Annotated in this window: 12 protein-coding genes; 7 read left to right on the top strand and 5 right to left on the bottom strand. The window is 74.5% G+C overall.

Going from position 1 to position 16023, the window contains the following annotated elements:
- Positions 1-79 precede the first annotated feature (79 nt).
- The 3 genes from M2266_RS24295 to M2266_RS24285 all read left to right on the top strand — a co-directional run bounded on the left by M2266_RS24295 (position 80) and on the right by M2266_RS24285 (position 6974).
- The gene (locus tag M2266_RS24295) at positions 80-2848 is read left to right on the top strand and encodes an AfsR/SARP family transcriptional regulator (protein ID WP_277440095.1); all 2769 of its coding nucleotides are present in this window, start codon (positions 80-82) and stop codon (positions 2846-2848) included.
- Between the two features lie 323 nt (positions 2849-3171).
- Complete coding sequence (locus tag M2266_RS24290; protein ID WP_277440094.1) at positions 3172-5196, top strand: LuxR C-terminal-related transcriptional regulator; 2025 nt, start codon at positions 3172-3174, stop codon at positions 5194-5196.
- Positions 5193-6974: an AMP-binding protein gene (locus M2266_RS24285; protein ID WP_277440093.1), complete on the top strand. Its 1782-nt coding sequence runs from the start codon at positions 5193-5195 to the stop codon at positions 6972-6974. Before M2266_RS24290 ends, M2266_RS24285 begins: the two co-directional genes overlap by 4 nt.
- A gap of 203 nt (positions 6975-7177) precedes the next feature.
- Here the strand turns inward: M2266_RS24285 and M2266_RS24280 are convergent, their stop codons facing one another.
- The gene (locus tag M2266_RS24280; RefSeq protein ID WP_277440092.1) at positions 7178-8131 is read right to left on the bottom strand and encodes a polyprenyl synthetase family protein; all 954 of its coding nucleotides are present in this window, start codon (positions 8129-8131) and stop codon (positions 7178-7180) included.
- A gap of 311 nt (positions 8132-8442) precedes the next feature.
- Between M2266_RS24280 and M2266_RS24275 the strand changes: the two genes are divergently transcribed.
- The 3 genes from M2266_RS24275 to M2266_RS24265 all read left to right on the top strand — a co-directional run bounded on the left by M2266_RS24275 (position 8443) and on the right by M2266_RS24265 (position 10448).
- Positions 8443-8682 carry a hypothetical protein gene (locus M2266_RS24275; RefSeq protein WP_277440091.1) on the top strand — a complete coding sequence of 80 codons (240 nt, stop codon included), beginning with the start codon at positions 8443-8445 and terminating at the stop codon, positions 8680-8682.
- A gap of 89 nt (positions 8683-8771) precedes the next feature.
- A complete protein-coding gene (locus M2266_RS24270) occupies positions 8772-9539 on the top strand; it encodes an SAM-dependent methyltransferase (RefSeq protein ID WP_277440090.1) in 768 nt (255 codons plus the stop codon).
- Complete coding sequence (locus M2266_RS24265; protein WP_277440089.1) at positions 9540-10448, top strand: hypothetical protein; 909 nt, start codon at positions 9540-9542, stop codon at positions 10446-10448.
- On the opposite strand, the gene M2266_RS24260 is transcribed toward M2266_RS24265, so the two are convergent.
- The 3 genes from M2266_RS24260 to M2266_RS24250 form a co-directional block, all read right to left on the bottom strand.
- Positions 10413-10634, bottom strand: a complete 222-nt coding sequence (locus M2266_RS24260) for an MbtH family protein (protein ID WP_277440088.1) — start codon at positions 10632-10634, stop codon at positions 10413-10415. The two genes, M2266_RS24265 and M2266_RS24260, sit on opposite strands and share 36 nt — an antisense overlap.
- Positions 10635-10680: 46 nt before the next feature.
- Complete coding sequence (locus M2266_RS24255; RefSeq protein WP_277440087.1) at positions 10681-13527, bottom strand: LuxR family transcriptional regulator; 2847 nt, start codon at positions 13525-13527, stop codon at positions 10681-10683.
- A gap of 240 nt (positions 13528-13767) precedes the next feature.
- Positions 13768-14613 (bottom strand): metallophosphoesterase, encoded by an 846-nt coding sequence (locus M2266_RS24250; RefSeq protein WP_277440086.1) that lies wholly within the window; start codon positions 14611-14613, stop codon positions 13768-13770.
- A 349-nt stretch (positions 14614-14962) separates the two neighbouring features.
- Here M2266_RS24250 and M2266_RS24245 point away from each other — a divergent pair, with 349 nt between their 5' ends.
- Positions 14963-15685 (top strand): 4'-phosphopantetheinyl transferase superfamily protein, encoded by a 723-nt coding sequence (locus tag M2266_RS24245; protein ID WP_277440085.1) that lies wholly within the window; start codon positions 14963-14965, stop codon positions 15683-15685.
- Positions 15686-15726: 41 nt separating this feature from the next.
- Here the strand turns inward: M2266_RS24245 and M2266_RS24240 are convergent, their stop codons facing one another.
- Entirely contained in the window at positions 15727-15876 is a 150-nt protein-coding gene (locus M2266_RS24240) for a hypothetical protein (protein ID WP_277440084.1), read from the bottom strand.
- Positions 15877-16023: the final 147 nt, after the last annotated feature.

The following is a 16023-nucleotide window of genomic DNA, read 5'->3' as shown; positions in this document are numbered from 1 at the left end:
CCGGCGCCACCGAAGGTGCCGAGTACGTACGACGCAGGACCATGCACGCGAGCACGCAGAGCGGGACGGGGGTAACGCGATGAGATTCTGGATTCTGGGCCCGATGGAGATCGGTGGGAGCGACGGGTCGCAGGCCGGCCCCGACGGCGCCGCCACACCCGCCGTCTCCTACACGCCGCGCGCCGCCAAACTGCGCGTCGTGCTGGCCGCTCTGCTGGTGCGGGCGAACGAGGTGGTGTCGGTCGAGAGCCTGATCGACGAGCTGTGGCAGGACAACCCGCCGCGCACCGCGACCACCACCCTCCAGGTCTACGTCTCCCAACTACGCAAGCTGCTGCACTCCGCCGACCCGGAGCACGGCCGTGACACCCTGCTGACCCGTCCGCCCGGCTACCTGCTGCGGCTGGAACCCGGCCGGCTCGACATGACCACGTTCGAGGAGCTGCACGCCCGCGGGCGCAAGGCCCTGGAGGCGGAGGACTACGTGTCCGCGGCGGAGCTGCAGCAGCGGGCCATCGCGATGTGGCGCGGGCCGCTGCTCTCCGACACCCCGCACGGCCCGCTGCTGGGCGGCGCGGCGGTGCGGCTGACCGAAGCGCGGATGACGGCGCTCGACCAGCGCGTCCGCGCGGACCTCCAGCTCGGCCGGCACCGCGGGCTCGTCGCCGAACTGCAGTCCCTGGCCTCGGAACACCCGCTGCGCGAGGAGTTCCACGCCCATCTGATGGTGGCGCTGTACCGGACCGGCCGGCAGGCGGAGGCGCTGCGCACCTTCGGACGGGTGCGCCGCACCCTCGTCGACGAACTCGCCATCGAGCCCGGCCCCCGGCTGCAGCGGCTGCACCGGCGCATCCTGGCCGGGGACGCGGCGCTGCTGAGCGCGGGCGGCAACGGCGGCGGCGCCGGGTCCGGGTCCGGGTCCGGGTCCGGGTCCGCGGTCGCGGAAGCCCCGGCGCACGCCGCTCCCGAGCGGGCGTTCGGGACGGAGTTCCACGCCGTCACCTCGCTGCCCGCCGCGGACGGCTCGTTCACCGGCCGGGACACGGTGCTCGCCGAGGTCGGCCGACTGCTGCGGGACGCGCCGGCCGGGACCAGCGTCGCCATCACCGGCAAGCCGGGCGTCGGCAAGACCGCGCTGGCCGTCGAGGCCGCGCACCACAGCGCCGACGCCTTCCCCGACGGTCGGATCTTCCTCGACCTGGAACCCGACCCCGGACGGCCGCTCGGAGCGGCGGACGCGCTGACCCGCCTGCTGCGCCGGGCGGGCACGCAGGTGGTCCTGCCCGCCGAGGCGCAGGACCTCCAGGACGCGCTGCGCGACCTGCTCACCGACCGGCGGATCCTGCTGGTCCTGGACAACGCCACCTCCGAGGCGCAGCTGCGCCCGCTGCTGCCCGCCACCGCGGGCTCCACCGCGCTCATCACCGGGCGCCGGCTGCCCGCCGGGCTCGGCGGCGTCCGCCCGGTGGTGCTGGACGCCCTCGACCCCGCCGAGTCGCTGCTGCTCTTCGACGCGCTGGCGGGGCCCGGCTCCGCGGCCGCGGAGCCCGCGGCGGCGGCCGAGATCGTGGAGCTCTGCGGCCATCTGCCGCTCGCCGTGCACATCGCGGCCGCCCAGCTGCGCACCCGGCCGCACTGGACCGCCGGTTCGCTCGCCGCCCGGCTGCGCGACGAACGCTCCCGGCTCACCGAGCTCCGACTCGGCGATCTGGACGTCCGCGGCACCCTGATGGTCGCGTACCTGGACTCCTCCCCCGCCGCCCAGCGCGCGTTCCGCCTGCTGGGGCTGCTGCCCGCCGGCCCGTTCGGGCTGTGGGCGGCCGCCGCCGTCCTCGGGCTGGAGGAGGGCGAGGCCGGCCGCGTCGTGGAGCACCTGGTCGACGGGCGGCTGCTGGAGGCATCCGTGCACGACGGCCCGCGCCAGGGCCGCTACCACTTCCACCCGCTGCTGCGGATCCTCGCCACCGAACTCCTCGCCGCCGAGGAGACCCCGGAGTCGGCTCGCGCCGCCACCGAGCGGATGTGCGACGCGTACACCCGGGCCGCAGAACGCGCCGACGCGGCGCTCACCCCGCGCCCGGTGACCGGACCGGTGGGGGTCCCCGGTCCGGTCACCGACCACCCGCAGGAGTGGTTCGCGCGGGAGCAGCCAGCCCTGGTGCACGCCGTCGGCGCGGCACACGCCGCCGGGTTGTGGTCCGCCGCGCTGCGCCTCGTCGACGCCATGACCGGCTATCTGGAGGCGCACGCCTCCTGGGCGGACTGGCGCTCCACCCACACCTTGGCGCTGGACGCCGCCCGACGCGGCGGCGACCGGCCGGGCGAGGCCCGGATGCTGCGTTCGCTGGGGGACCTCGCCTGGCAGAACCGCCGGCTCGCCGAAGCCACCGACCTGTACACCCGGGCCCGTGACACCGCCCTGCGCTGCGACGACGCGGATGAGTTCGGCCGCGCCCTGGTCGGCCTCGCCGACCTCCATCTGGACGACGGCGACACGTCCGCGGCCGCCGCGCTGCTCGAACCGGCCCTGGCCGCCCTCGCCGCCCCGGCGCGGGCCCGCGGCCGCTACGACGCGCTGCGGGCGCTGGCCCTGCTCGCATGGGAGGCGGAGGGCCCGGAGGCCGCCCGCGCCCGGTTCACCCAGTGCCTGGACCTCGCCACGTCGCTCAAGGACCGGCGCTTGGAGGCCTACGCCCGCCGCGCCCTGCGCGCGCTGCGCGACCCGGCCCCGGCGTCCGGTCACCCCACCGACCTCGAGGTCCGGCCGGGCATCTGGCGCCTGCGCGCCCCGGCACCACGCCGCACGTCCCTCCCGGCCGCCGGCCGCCTGACGGCCCTTACCGCCTGAACCGGGATCCCGGCGCCAGGTTTTAGCACCGCTTTGGCCGGGAGACCGACCATGACCGCGTCCTATGAGGGCAGGGGGAACGATGCCGGTATCGCAGCAGGAGCGTGAACAGCGGCAGGACCGCCCGCAGGCCGGTCCCGAGCGGTTCGGCCCGCGCCGGAGCCTGGTCGGACGGGAGACGGAGACGGTCGTGCTGGCCGGCCGGCTGCGGGATCCGTCGGTGCGGCTGCTGACCCTGACGGGACCCGCCGGGGTCGGGAAGAGCCGGCTGGCGGCGGAGGGCCGCCGCCGGGGCGGCGGACTTCTTCGACGAGGTGCGCTGCGTGGACCTGGCGCGCGACGCGCTGCCCGGCCGGGCACCGGACGGGCACGTCCTGCTCGTGCTGGACGGCTGCGACCAGCCCGACGTGCCCCCCGTCACCGAGATCGGCGAACTCCTCGCGTCCAACGCCCGGCTGGTGGTGCTGGCCACCGGCCAGGAGCCGCTGCGCGTCTACGGTGAGCGGCTGCTGCCGGTCGCGCCGCTGCAGGTGCCGGAGACGGCCGCGGCGGCTGAGCCCGATGTGCAGGAGGTGCAGGACGTCGCGTCGGTGGCGCTGTTCATCCGGCGGGCCCGGGACGCCGATCCCGGCTTCGCGCTGACGGCGGAGAACGTCGCGGCCGTCGCGGAGATCTGCGCGCTGCTGGAGGGGCTGCCGCTCGCCGTCGAACTGGCCGCCGGGCGGCTGCGGCTGTTCCCGCCGCACGTCCTGCTCGCCCGGCTGCGGCAGCGGACCACGATCCTGGCCGGTGGGCCGGTGGACGCGCCGGAACGGCACCGGTCGCTGACGGCGCTCGCCCGGTGGAGCTGCCGGCGGCTGGACCCGGAGCAGCGCGCGCACCTGGAGCAGCTGTCCGTCTTCGAGCGGGGGTTCGGGATGGCGATGCTGGCCCGGGTGGGCGCCGAGGACGTCCTGGAGACCCTCATCGACGGGAACCTGCTGACCGTTGTCGACCAGGAGCTGGGCGAGCCCCGGTTCGCCGTCCCCGAGCCGGTGCGGTCGTTCCTGCTCACCGAGTTGGACCAGGCGGGCGGAACGGACGCGGCCCTGGACCGGCACGCGGGCGAGTACCAGCGGCTGGTGACGGCGACGGAACCGCGGCTGGCCGGCACGGAGCAGGAGAAGTGGCTGGGCGTCCTGGCCGCGGAGAGCGGCAACATCAGCGCCGCGCTGCGCCGGCTGCGGGCCCGCGGCGAGCGGGAGGCCGTCGCGGCGCTGGTCGCCGCGTGCCGGCAGCCGTGGCTCGTCCAGGGGCGGCTGCGCGAGGGCCTCGACTGGTGCGACGCGCTGGCGGAGGACGGTCCGGCTGCCGGCGGCGGAACGCTGCCGGAGCCGGTGCGGGCCCGGCTGGTGGACCTGTCGGGCACCTTCACGGCGGCCCTCGGCGACGCGGACCTGGCCGTGCGGCGGCACCGCCGCGCGCTCGCGCTGTGCAAGCGGCTCGGCGACCGCCGGCAGGGCGCGCTGGTGACGGCGCGAATGGGCATGGCGCTGCTGCTGCTGGGAGATCCGTCGGGAGCGCAGGCGGCGCTCGGCCCGGCGCTGGCCACCCTGGAGTCGCTGGGCGCGGCGGGGCCGGCCGCCGAGGCCGGCACCGCGCTGGCCGGGGCGCTGCGCGTGCAGGGCGAGACCCGCAAGGGCAGGGAGCTGCTGGACCGCGCGCTCGACGCGTACCGGCGGATCCGCGACCCGCGCGGGCTGGCGACGGCGCTGCGCGAGTCCGCGGCCTTCGCCGAGGACGCCGAGGACCTGGACGGGGCGGGCCGGGCGCTGCGCGAGAGCCTGCGGCTGTACGACTCGATCGGCGAGCGCACCGAACTCCCCGCGACGCTCGAGTCCTTCGCGCTGCTGCTGCTGCGCGCCTCGCCCGGCCAGCAGCCGCGCGCCGTCCGGCTGATCGCGGCCGCCGACGCGCTGCGCCGGAGTTTCGGCGGCCGGGTGCCCGACGAACGCTGGGGCGTGCTGGAGGAGGCGCTGGCGGGGTTGCGGGAGCGACTGCACTGGACGGGCTTCGCCACCGCCTGGGCCGAGGGGCTGCGGTTGGCGCCCCGCGCGGCCGTGGCGGAGGCGCTGGCGGCGGCCGTCCCCGTCCCGCACACCGAGCGGGAGAGCCCGGCGGCGCAGCCGCTCACCCCGCGCCAGGTGCAGGTCGCGATGCTCGTCTCGGAGGGCCTGACCAACCGGCAGATAGCCGGGCAGCTCGGCATCTCCGAATGGACGGTGGTGAACCACGTCCGCCAGGTGATGCGCCGTCTCAACTGCACCTCCCGGGTGCAGGTGGCCTGGTCGGTCGGGCGGTGGCCGTGACCGGGCGTGCGGAGGCGGAGGCGGCGGCGGAGCAGGCGAGCGGGCACCTGTCGGGGCTGTTGGCCGCCGTCACGCCGCCCGCGGACGTGGCGGGCCGGTTCAGGGCCGAGGGCTGGTGGCGGGACGAGACGTTCCTGCACGACCTGTACCGGACCGCGGCCACCGACCCGGACCGGCCCGCGATCGTCTCCCAGCGGATCCACCGCCCGGCGAACCGCCGCACGGTCACCGTCAGCTACGCGCAACTGGCCCTTTACGTCGACCGGTTCGCGGCCGGACTCGTCGGCCTCGGCATCGGCGCGGGCGATCCCGTCGCCTTCCAGCTGCCGAGCTGGTGGGAGGCCGCGGCGCTCACCCTGGCCTGCCTGCGGGTGGGCGCGCTCGCCGTCCCCGTCCTGCCGACCGTGCGCGCGCACGGCCTGGAACGGATCCTGGAAGGCAGCCGGGCCCGGATCTGCGTCGTGCCCGACGTCTGGGAGGGGTTCCCGCACGCGCAGGCCCTCGCCGACCTCGCCCCTGCGCTCCCCTGGCTGCGGCACCGCGTCGTGATCGGCGACGCCGCCGCGACGGGCGCCCTCGACTTCGCCGGGTACTTCCAGCGCACCCCGCACGAACGCGGCCCGCACGCCCGGCGGTTGACCCTGCGCTCCGACCGGTCGGACCGCATCAGCTTGATGATCACCGTAATGAGCCTCGGCGACGCCTACACCGCCGTCCTGCACACGCCCAACACCCTGTACGCGAACATCAGCACCCAGCGGGACCCGGCGGGTCCCGGCCGGCGGCCGGGCGAGGTCTTCTACTCGGCGCTGCCGCTCACCTCGCTGGCCTCGCTGCTGTACAGCGTCTGCTGGCCGCTCGCGGTCGGCGGCACCGGTGTCTACCAGGACGTCTGGGATCCGGGCAGCTGCCTGGACCTGATGGCCGCCGCCGGCGTCAACCAGGCGTACGCGGCGCCCGTCTACTGGTCCGAGGTGCTCGCCGCGCAGCAGCACCGCCCCCGCGAGCTCGGCGCCCTGCGCCTGCTGCTCTCCGGCGGGCGCACCAGCACCCCGGCGCAGCTGCTCGCCGACCTGCCGGGGGCGCTGGGCGCCCCGGTGCGCACGGTCTGGGGTGCCCCGGAGCTGGGCATGGGTACGGTGACCCGCGGCGACACCCCGGCGGAGCGCAACGCCGAGAGCGACGGGCGCCCGCTGCCGGGCCTCGAGGTCTCCGTGGTGCCCGCCGAGGGCGTGGGCGACGCGCAGACGTCACAGCTCCGGGTCCGCGGCCCGTCCGTCTGCCTGGCGACGTGGCAGCGCGGCGGCGGTCCCGCCCCACTGATCACCTGGGACCGCGACGAGGGCTGGCTCGACACCGGGGACCTCGCCAAGGCCGACGGTCTCGGCGGCGTCCAGGTGATGCGGCGGGCCGGCGAGCGGCTGGGCGGCATTTTCCTGGTGCCGGTGAACGAGCTGGAGGAGCGGCTGCTGACCCACCCCCGGGTGCGTGAGGCCGCGGTGGTCGGCTACGTCGATCCGGAGTACGGCGAGATGCCGTGCGCCGTCGTGGTGCCCACCACCGAGGCGGAGCCGCCCGGCCTCGTCGAACTGCGGGACCATCTGGCCGGGCGCGGCGTCGCCGCCGCGTTCCTGCCGACCCGGCTGGAGCTGGTCGGTTCGCTGCCCCGGGACGACCGGGGCGAACTGCGCAAGGAGGGCCTGCGCAGCTGGCTCTCCCGCATCAGGCCGGGCGTTCCCCGCCCGGCCCCGGCCCCGACCCCCGCTTCCGACGCGTAGACCGCGCCGCGCGCCTCAAGGGTGTTGCGAAAGTCCCGCCTGGCCCGCGACGTCCGGCACGCACGCCTGCCACTTTCTCGGGATCGTCCAAGTGCGTCCAGGTACGTCCACGTACGGGGACGACCCTCCGCCTTGCAGTCGCCCGCGCCAGACGCCGCAGGCCCCGGCCGCACAGGCGAACGGCGCTACTTTCACCACACCCTTCAGTCGGACAGGCCGGAGATGCGGATCGCGAACGCGGCCAGTTCGTCGCGCCAGCCGGGGGCGAGCGGCGCGGCGTCGACGACGCGGTCGGCGCGGGCGACGAGCTGGGAGATGATCCGCTCCGCGGTGTCCCGCTCCTCCGTGCCCAGCAGCACCTCGCGCAGCATCTGCGCGTCCCAGTCGTAGCCGGGCCCGCCCTCCAGGAACCCGCGCAGCCGCCAGGCGGCGTGCAGGGGGCGGGCGTACTCCCGGTACGGGGCGGTGAGGTCCGGCCGGCCGGCCAGCGCGGCCCCGAGCAGCAGCGGGTGGTGCAGGGCGTACCAGCCCGCTCCGCAGCCCCGCTCGCAGCCGGCGATGCAGCGGCCGGGCCACGGGTCGTCGAGGTACTCGGTCGCGCAGGCGGCGTCGGTGTGGGCGCCGATGACGCGCTCGGTGCGCAGTTCGTCCCACAGCTGCCACGCGGCGGCGGGCAGTCCGGACGCGAGCCGGTCGGCGTAGGCGAGCGCCAGGTCGCCCGCGAGTACCGCGGTGCCCTCGCCGAAGCGGCGCGACTCCCCGCGCCAGCCGCTGCGCTCGTGCTCGGCGGCGTGGCTGACGTGCAGGGTGGGGATGCCGTGGCGCAGCGGGGCGTTGTCGCGGATGTCGCTGCGGATGAGGAAGCAGGTGTCGAGCAGCTCCAGCGCGGCCGCGGCGTCGACGATCGCCCTCGAGGTGGGGTCGCCGCCCGCGGCGAGGTAGCCGGTGACGCAGACGGCGGGGCGGACCCGGTCGCCACCCGCACGCACCAGTTCGGTGATCGAGCCGACCAGGCCGGCCGCCCTGGGGTTCACCGCGTGCCAGCGGTCGAACTCCCCGGCCAGCAGGCCGCGCAGCCGCTCCTCCACCTGGTCGAGCAGCGCGGTACGCAGTTGCCCGGGGACGAGTGTCGTCGGCGGCAGAGAATGCGTGGTCATGATGAGCCTCCCTGATCGGCTGCTGCGAAGCCTTCCGGGGTGATCGGTGCCGCTCAAGGGTGGTGCGGGGCACGCGGGGCAACCGACCGCGCGCGGCGCGGCGAAGAGCCCGTTCCCTGCCATCCGCGGGGGTGTCCTGCCGGGGGTTGCTATGCGCTTGTCATGGCGCCGCGGCGACCTGCCGGGCCGGGGGCCGCGGCACAAACCCCGCGCATACCCGGCTTTAGCGCGATGTCGGTTCATGGGTGTGCTGCTCGACGCGGGCAGACCGGGCACCACGCCCGACCCACAGCACTGCTGCAGGAGGACTCGTGTCCAACAACTCGTCGAACAACAACGACTCGAACAACAGCAACAACAACTCCAACAACAACGCGAACGCGAACGTGAACAACAACGCGACCACGAACTTCGCGGACAACGCCGTCGCCATGAACGACGACAACACGAACAACAGCAGCAACAACAACACCCCTCGCCTGCAGAGCGTCGTCCCGGCGGACCTCGCGCAGATCCTCGAGGACATCGACGCGGACAACGGCGACGCGTGACACCGCCGGGGCGGTGCGGCACTGACGACCGCACCGCCCCGCGCACGCGCACCACCGCCACACCGCCGCGCCACCGGGAAGGAACCGCGATGAATCGCATCAGGGTCGTCGGGCTCGGCGTCCAGGGGATCGAGCAGCTCACCCTCGCCGGACTGCGCCAGTTGCGGGAGGCCGAAGCGGTGCTGCACCTGGTCGACCCGGCCGTCGACGTCCGCGAGCTGACGGACCGGCCCACCGAATCGCTGCACGCGCTCCACCGCGCCGGCGCCCGCGACCACGACCCCTTCGGGCGGCTGCTCGCGCGCATCCTGGACCGGGCGCGGTCCGACGGCGACGTGGCCGTCCTGCTGCCCGGCGACCCCCGCCTCGGCGTCACGGTCGTCCAGCAGCTCCAGCGGCTGGCCGACGCGGCTGAGTTGGCCCTGCACGTCGAGCCGGGCGTCTCCACCTTCACCACCACGGTCAACAACCTGGGGATCGACCCGCTGGAACGCGGCACCCTCGTCGTCGACGCCAACCGCCTGCTGCTCTTCCAGCAGCTGCCGAACCCCGCGTTCAACACCCTCGTCTACCACGTCGGCGGCGCGGACCGGGCGGAGCTGCTCCAGCGGCTGCTGCTGCGCGCCTACGACGCCGAGCACCCCGCCTGCCTGGTCGAGCAGGGCCAGGGCCAGGCCGTCGCCGGAGCCGCCGCCGTGGGCTGGGGACGGGTCGGCTCGCTGGGCGAGCTGCTCGCCAACGTCTTCTTCGCGGGCCCGCTGTACCTCCCGGCCGCCGTCCCGCGCCGTGTCGACCGCGCCGTCCTGGCCCTGCTGACACCGTTCCAGCCGGGGCCGGCCGAACCGGCCCCCTGGTGAATGGACCTCCGGACCACCGCGGTTGACGCACGCGTACCCGCCGACGCCGTCTTCCCGGGCGACGCCGCCGCCGTGGCCGCGTACCGGGACCAGCGCCGCCTGCTGCAGAAGGAGGCGGTCCTGGGGCGCGGCGAGCTGATCGAGAGCGTGCTGCGGGGCCGCCGGGCAGCGCTGGCCGGGCTCCGCGGGACCCCGTGGCTGCGGCGGCTGATCGACAGCACCCACCGGCAGGTCCGGCAGGTGATGGCGCGCCCCGAGTACGCGGACGTCCTGCCGCTGCGCCGCTCGATGCTGACGTTCCTCGCCGAGCTGCCGCTGCCCATCCCGGCCGACAGCGTCATCCTGCGCCACCCCACCCACGCGCCCGCGGCCGAGATCCTCGCCGGGCTGCCGGAGCTGCGGCACCGGCGCGCGGAGGTGGCGCGGATCCTGGCCGAGTCGTCCCTCCAAGAGGCCGGCACGCCGTTCCGGACGGTCGACGACGACCGCGGCAACGCGATCGTGCTGGGCCAGGACGCCCCCACGATCGACGCGCTGGCCGGCATCGCCCACGAACTGGGCCACTGCCTGTACGAACGAGCCCGCCCCGGCCGCTCCGTCCGGTCGCAGTTCGCCTCGGAACGGTTGGCACACTGCCTGGAGGAACGCCTGGTCGCCGCGTACCTGCGGGAGCGCGGCAGCCCCGAGGAGTGCCGCGCCTGGTGGTCCTACCAGCGCCGGGTGGACGCCCACAACCTGTACTTCTTCCGGCTGGAACGGGCGCTGATGTACGACCGGCCGGACTCGGTACCGGAGTTGATGCCCGAGTCCACCACGTCGTTCCGCGAGTCGCTCTTCATCCTGCCGGGGTACCAGGTGGTCTACGCCCGCGCGTCACTCGCCCGGCTGCCCGCCCATGGCGGCGCGTAGGCTCGCCGGCCGCATGTCCGTCCAGTGCGCCTCGATGTGGTCGAGGCAGGCCTGCCTGCCGCTCTCCCCCAGGACGGTCCGCCAGCCGGCGGGCACGTCGTTGGCGGCGGGCCACACCGAGTACTGGCCCTCGTCGTTGACCAGCGCCAGGTAGGCGGCGTCCGGATCCTCGAACGGTGTGCTCACTGCTCGTCCTCTCAGATGGGTACGGGATGCTGGTTCGGGGCCGCGCTCAGGCCACCTCGGTGACGCTGAGCTGGAGGTCCACCGGCAGTTCCTGCCGGCTGCTGATGCTGAGCTTGCGGTAGACCCGCGTCAGGTGCTGCTCGACGGTGCTGACGGTGATGTAGAGCTTCATCGCGATCTCGCGGTTGGTGTGACCGTGCACCGCGAGCATCGCCACCCGCTTCTCGGAGTCGCTGAGCTTGGCCTCCAGGTCCGCGTAGGCCGCCACCGGCGGCGGGTCCTCCGGCATCCCGCCCGCGGCGCTGTGCCCCGGCAGGGTCTTCTCGCGCAGCGCCTCGGCCCCGCACTCCTGGGCCAGGTGCCAGGCCCGCCGGTTGACCATGTTGGCGCGGGTGGGCTCGCCCAGCTCCTTGAGCACCTGGCCGAGTTCGGCCATGGACCGGGCCAGTTCGTAGCGGTCACCCGACCTGCGCAGCTCATCGACTGACTTGGCGAGCAGGATCTGCCGCTCCCGGGGTTCGCGGGTCGCGGCGCGCAGCCGCAGCGAGATGCCGGCCACCCACGGGTTGGCGGCGTCGCGGGTGGCGAGCTGGTCGGTCACGAAGCGCTCCGCCTGGTGCGCCTCGCCGAGCTGCAGCAGCGCCTCGGCGGCGTCGGTGCGCCACGGCAGCAGCAGCGGCCGGTCCAGGCCCCAGCGCTTGGTGCGCCGGCCGATGTCCAGGAAGTCGCCGAGCGCGGCGTGGTAGCGGCTGGTCGCCAGATGGTACTGGCCGCGGGCCCGCAGGTAGCCGAGCCCGTGGAAGCTGCCGGCGAGCCCTTCGGGGACCGGCTGGCTGAGCACCCGGGCCGCCGCGTCGTAGTGGCCCATGGCCGTACGGGCGCGGACCAGGATCCCCGCCACCCCGCACAGGAAGACACTGCCGCCGCGCTCCGGCACCAGCTTGAGAGCGAGCGCGGCCCGGTCCTCCGCGCCCCGCAGATCGCCCTGGCGCAGCAGTGCCTCGGCCCACAACGAGGTGAACAGCGCCTGCCAGCCCGGCGCTTCGCGGCGGGCGGCCTCCTCGCCGATGACCTGGCTCCAGTGCACGGCACCTTGCGCGCCGCCCAGGTGCAGCAGCACCCGAAGGGCCTGCACGATGGGCTCCACGGTGGCCCCCGCGAGCGTCGTGCCCCGCAGGAACAGCTCCGCGTCCTCGGCGGCCGTGCCGTCCTGGGCGCCGTCCGGGATCGCCCACAGGGCGGCCTGCGCGACGGCCACCGTGGCGGCGTTGACGCTGGAGTGCGCGGCGGTGGACGACGGCGGGCCCACCGCGCGGGTCCGCCCGCCGGACCAGCGCGGGAAGGCGGACAGCCCGTCCAGCGGATCGTCCCGGTGCCCCGGCAGCTGCGCGCCGGTTCTGCCGCCGAGCGCCGCGTTCAGCGAGGTGACGGACGCGGAGCCGTGCTGCGGGTCCTGGCGGCGGCCCGGGTCGCCGGTCGCGGTCGCGAGCCGGGCGAGGACGTCGCCGGCTTCGTCGATCCGCCCCTGGGCGGCCAGCAGCCGGGCGAGCGGGCCCATCCGGGCGGGGGCGAGCCGGTCGGCCCGCAGCGCGTCCAGCGGCTCGGTGAGGTGGCGTTCCGCGGCTCCCGGGTTGGTCCGCCAGGTCACGGCGGCCAGCCGGGTACGGAACTCGGCGCGCTGCTCGTCGTCGGTGCACCCCTGGTACGCCAGCTCCAGGCAGGCGGAGGCCGGTACGGCCTTGCCGTCGGCGAGCAGCTGCTCGGCCGCCGCCCGCAGCACCGGCACCGCCCAGTCCTCGTCCGCGTGCTGCGCGGCGAGCAGCTGGCCCGCGACGGCCGCCGCGGGCATGCCGTACTGGTGAGCCAGCCGGGCGGCCCGCCGGTGCAGTCCGGTGCGGGCGGCCGGATCCATCCGGTCCAGCAGCGAGCGGCGCACCGCCGGGTGCCGGAAGCGGAAGCTCTCCAGGATCCCGGCGGCGTTCAGCGCGGCGACCCCCTGGACCGCCGCCGGGGCGGTGATGCCCAGCAGCTGCGCCGCGAGTTCCGCGGTGCCGGTCCTGCCCAGGACGGCCAGCGCCTCGGCCAGCTGGGTGGTCCGCGGTCCGCAGCGGTACAGGCAGGCCAGCACGGCCTGGGTGAACGCGCCGCCCGCCTCCGGCTCCGGGATCGCACCCGCGGGCGAACCCCGCCGGGCGACCCGGTACTCCTCGACGAGGGCCCGCAGCAGCAGCGGGTTGCCGCCGCTGACCGTCCAGAAGTGCCCGGCGTGGTCGGAGAGCCGCTCGACGCCCGCCGCGTCCGGGTGGCCGGCCGGCTCCTGGGCCAGGACCTCGGCGACGGCGTACCGTCCGAGCCGCTCCAGCCGCAGGCGGGTGAAGTTGGGCTGGCGCAGCAGCTCGGTGCCGAACACCGGGTCGTCGCTGCGCTCGTGCACCGGTTCGGTCAGCACCAGCAGGATCCGGGCCGTGCGGGCCCGGCGGGCCAGCTGCAGCAGGTAGCGGCAGGACAGGTCGTCCGCCAGGTGCAGGTCGTCGACGCAGATCACCACCGGCGTCCGCGTACTGAGGTCGTGGACGGCGTCGCTGAACGCCTGCATGGCCTCGATCCTGGACGGGCCCTGGTTCTGCGCCGGCTCCGGGAGGGTCCCGGGCGGCGCGCTGTTGACGAGCTGCCCCAGCACGCCCAGCGGCAGGGCCCGTTCCGTCGCGGATCCCATCGCGCGCAGCACGACGGCGCCCGCCTTCGCGGCCGACTCGGCCACGGTGTCGGCGAGTTCGCTCTTCCCGCAGCCGACCGCGCCTTCGACCAGCACGATCCGGGCGTGTCCCGCCATGCATCCGGCCAAGGCCGTATCGAGTAGAGCCAGTTCCGCCTCACGGTCGATCAGCACCATCTTCGCCCCACTGTCCCCGTAATCCAGTGCGGTCCGCGCTCCCGCCGGCCGGAATAACCGGCCGCTTTTCCCCGGGGGAGCACCTGGGCACTGGCGAAATTGAAACGGAGGAATCCCCCGTTTAATCAGGAATCCAGTGTAGGCAGGTAACCCGCACACCACGGTGGCCGGAAGTTGCCCTGCAGTAAGTACTCCAGCGGCGCCCGAGTGCCCGTGTGGGTCCATGACGGTCCCGGCAGGTCAGAGGGTTGCGACGGGCTCCGGGAGGATCTGCCGCGGCACGTTCCTGGGGTGGCCGGGAGTGCGCCACTCGCGGGGGTAGCCGACCGACACCTCTTCGAACCGCACGCCGTCGTACCAGGTGGTGCGCGGGATGTGCAGATGCCCGTAGACGACGGCCGCGGCCCGGAATCGGGTGTGCCAGTCCGCCGTCAGTTCCGTTCCACACCACTGGGCGAATTCGGGATAACGCAGGATATTCGTCGGGTCCCGCACCAGAGGGAAGTGGTTGACGAGCACGGTCCGCAGTTCTGGATCGCAGGCTTCCAGCCGCCGTGCGGTCTCCGCCACCCGGGCCCGGCACCAGGCGTCCCGCGACGGGTGGGGATCGGGGTGCAGCAGGAACTCGTCGGTGCAGACGATTCCGGCCTCGTAGGCCTGCGCGAGCGACTCCTCCTTGGTGGCCGCCGTGGGGGTCCGGAAGGAGTAGTCGTACAGGAGGAACAGCGGGGCGACGACGACCGGGCCGCCGGGGCCGCTCCAGACCGGGTACGGGTCCTCCGGACTGTGCACGCCCAACGAACGGCAGACCTCGACCAGATGCCGGTAGCGGGCCTCGCCGCGCAGCTGCGAGGAGTCGCCGTGCGGGGTCCACAGGTCGTGGTTGCCCGGCGCCCAGACGACGTGCGCGTAGCGCAGGCTCAGCAGTTCCAGGGCCCACTCGATGTCCTCGAGCACCTCGCCCACGTCCCCCGCCACGATCAGCCAGTCCGACGGGTCGTCAGGGCGCAGCTCCTCGAGGATCTTCCGGTTCTCCGGATGCGCGACGTGCAGGTCACTGATGCCCAGCAACTTCCCTTGAGACATCCGATGAGGGTAGAACGGCGACGAGTGGGGAAGAACCCCTAAGTCCGAGCGGGGTACCCCCTGACCCCGGCCCCCCGAGCGCCCCACGGGCCGCCCTGCCATGGCGTGTAGCAACCGCATGACAAGCCGCCGCGCGCCCGTGCCTGCCGACCGGCAGGCCGTCTCCCGGCCCCCCTGGGGATAGCAACTGGTGGGCATGGATCGGGCCTTCGACCTGCCCTGTCACGGCCGTGGGAGCCTTCCGCGTTGTCCCGTGACCCCTCCGGAAGCCAGCGTGGAAATCGCTCGCCACCCACCGGAGTGAGCACGCAGCGGACGCCGACGAGGCGTCGGACGAAACGGGGCTTCCATGATCGCGCAGCTGCTTCCCCCAGAAGTCGTCGCAGTGGACGCGACGATGGACCCGCCCGAGGCGACCCTGTTCCCGGAGGAGACGGAGCAGATCCGCAACGCGGTGGAGAAGCGGCGGCTGGAGTTCACCACGGCGCGCTGGTGCGCCCGCCGCGCCCTGGCCGGGCTCGGCCTGCCGGCGATGCCGATACTCCCCGGCACCCGCGGTGCGCCGCAGTGGGCCCCGGACGTGGTCGGCAGCATGACGCACTGCAACGGCTACCGCGCCGCGGCCGTGGCCCGCACGAGCGACATGGCGGCGATCGGGATCGACGCCGAGCCCAACGACACCCTCCCCGAGGGCATCCTGGAGTCCATCGCGCTCCCCCAGGAGCGCGGCTGGGTACGGCAGTTGATGCGGACCGCGCCCGAGGTGTGCTGGGACCGGCTGCTGTTCAGCATGAAGGAGTCCGTCTACAAGGCGTGGTTCCCGCTGACCGGCCGGGAGCTGGACTTCGAGGACGCGCTCATCACGGTCAACCCATCGGCCCGTACCTTCCGTGCCCGGCTGCTGCTGCCGGCGTCCGCGCTCGAGCAGGGGGATCCCACGGGTTTCAGCGGACGCTGGTCCGCGAGGGGCGGCGTACTGGTCAGTGCGATCGCCGTGCCGGCGACGGTTCCCGCGACCGTGGGGGCACAGCAGAACGCTCCCCACCAGGTCCTGGTAGGGAGCGCCGCGTAAGTCAGGCCGAACGACAGGGGATGGTCAGTCCCCCGGGATGGTCAGTCCCACTCGTCGTCATCAAGGTGTACGTGCCCCGTGTGGTAAACCACGGGAGCGCCGATGGCATCCCCCGCCTGACGTTCCATGGTCTGCGCCTGTGCCGGGGAGTACCCGACCGCCAGCGCCGCGACCGCACCTGCGACGAGCATCGCCCGCACGGTCACACTCTTGAACTTCGCCGAAACCCTCATGTTTCCCCCAATAAGGATCGGTCCAACCGACTTCACTGCTGTGCTGCCGTCACTCGAGGCTCACTAGAGCCACTGTCCGACCCGCACACAATGCCCAGGTTCGAA

Source organism: Streptomyces sp. SPB162, assembly GCF_029504575.1.
In the GTDB taxonomy this organism is placed as follows: domain Bacteria; phylum Actinomycetota; class Actinomycetes; order Streptomycetales; family Streptomycetaceae; genus Actinacidiphila.
This window is presented reverse-complemented; position numbering and strand designations above follow the sequence as displayed.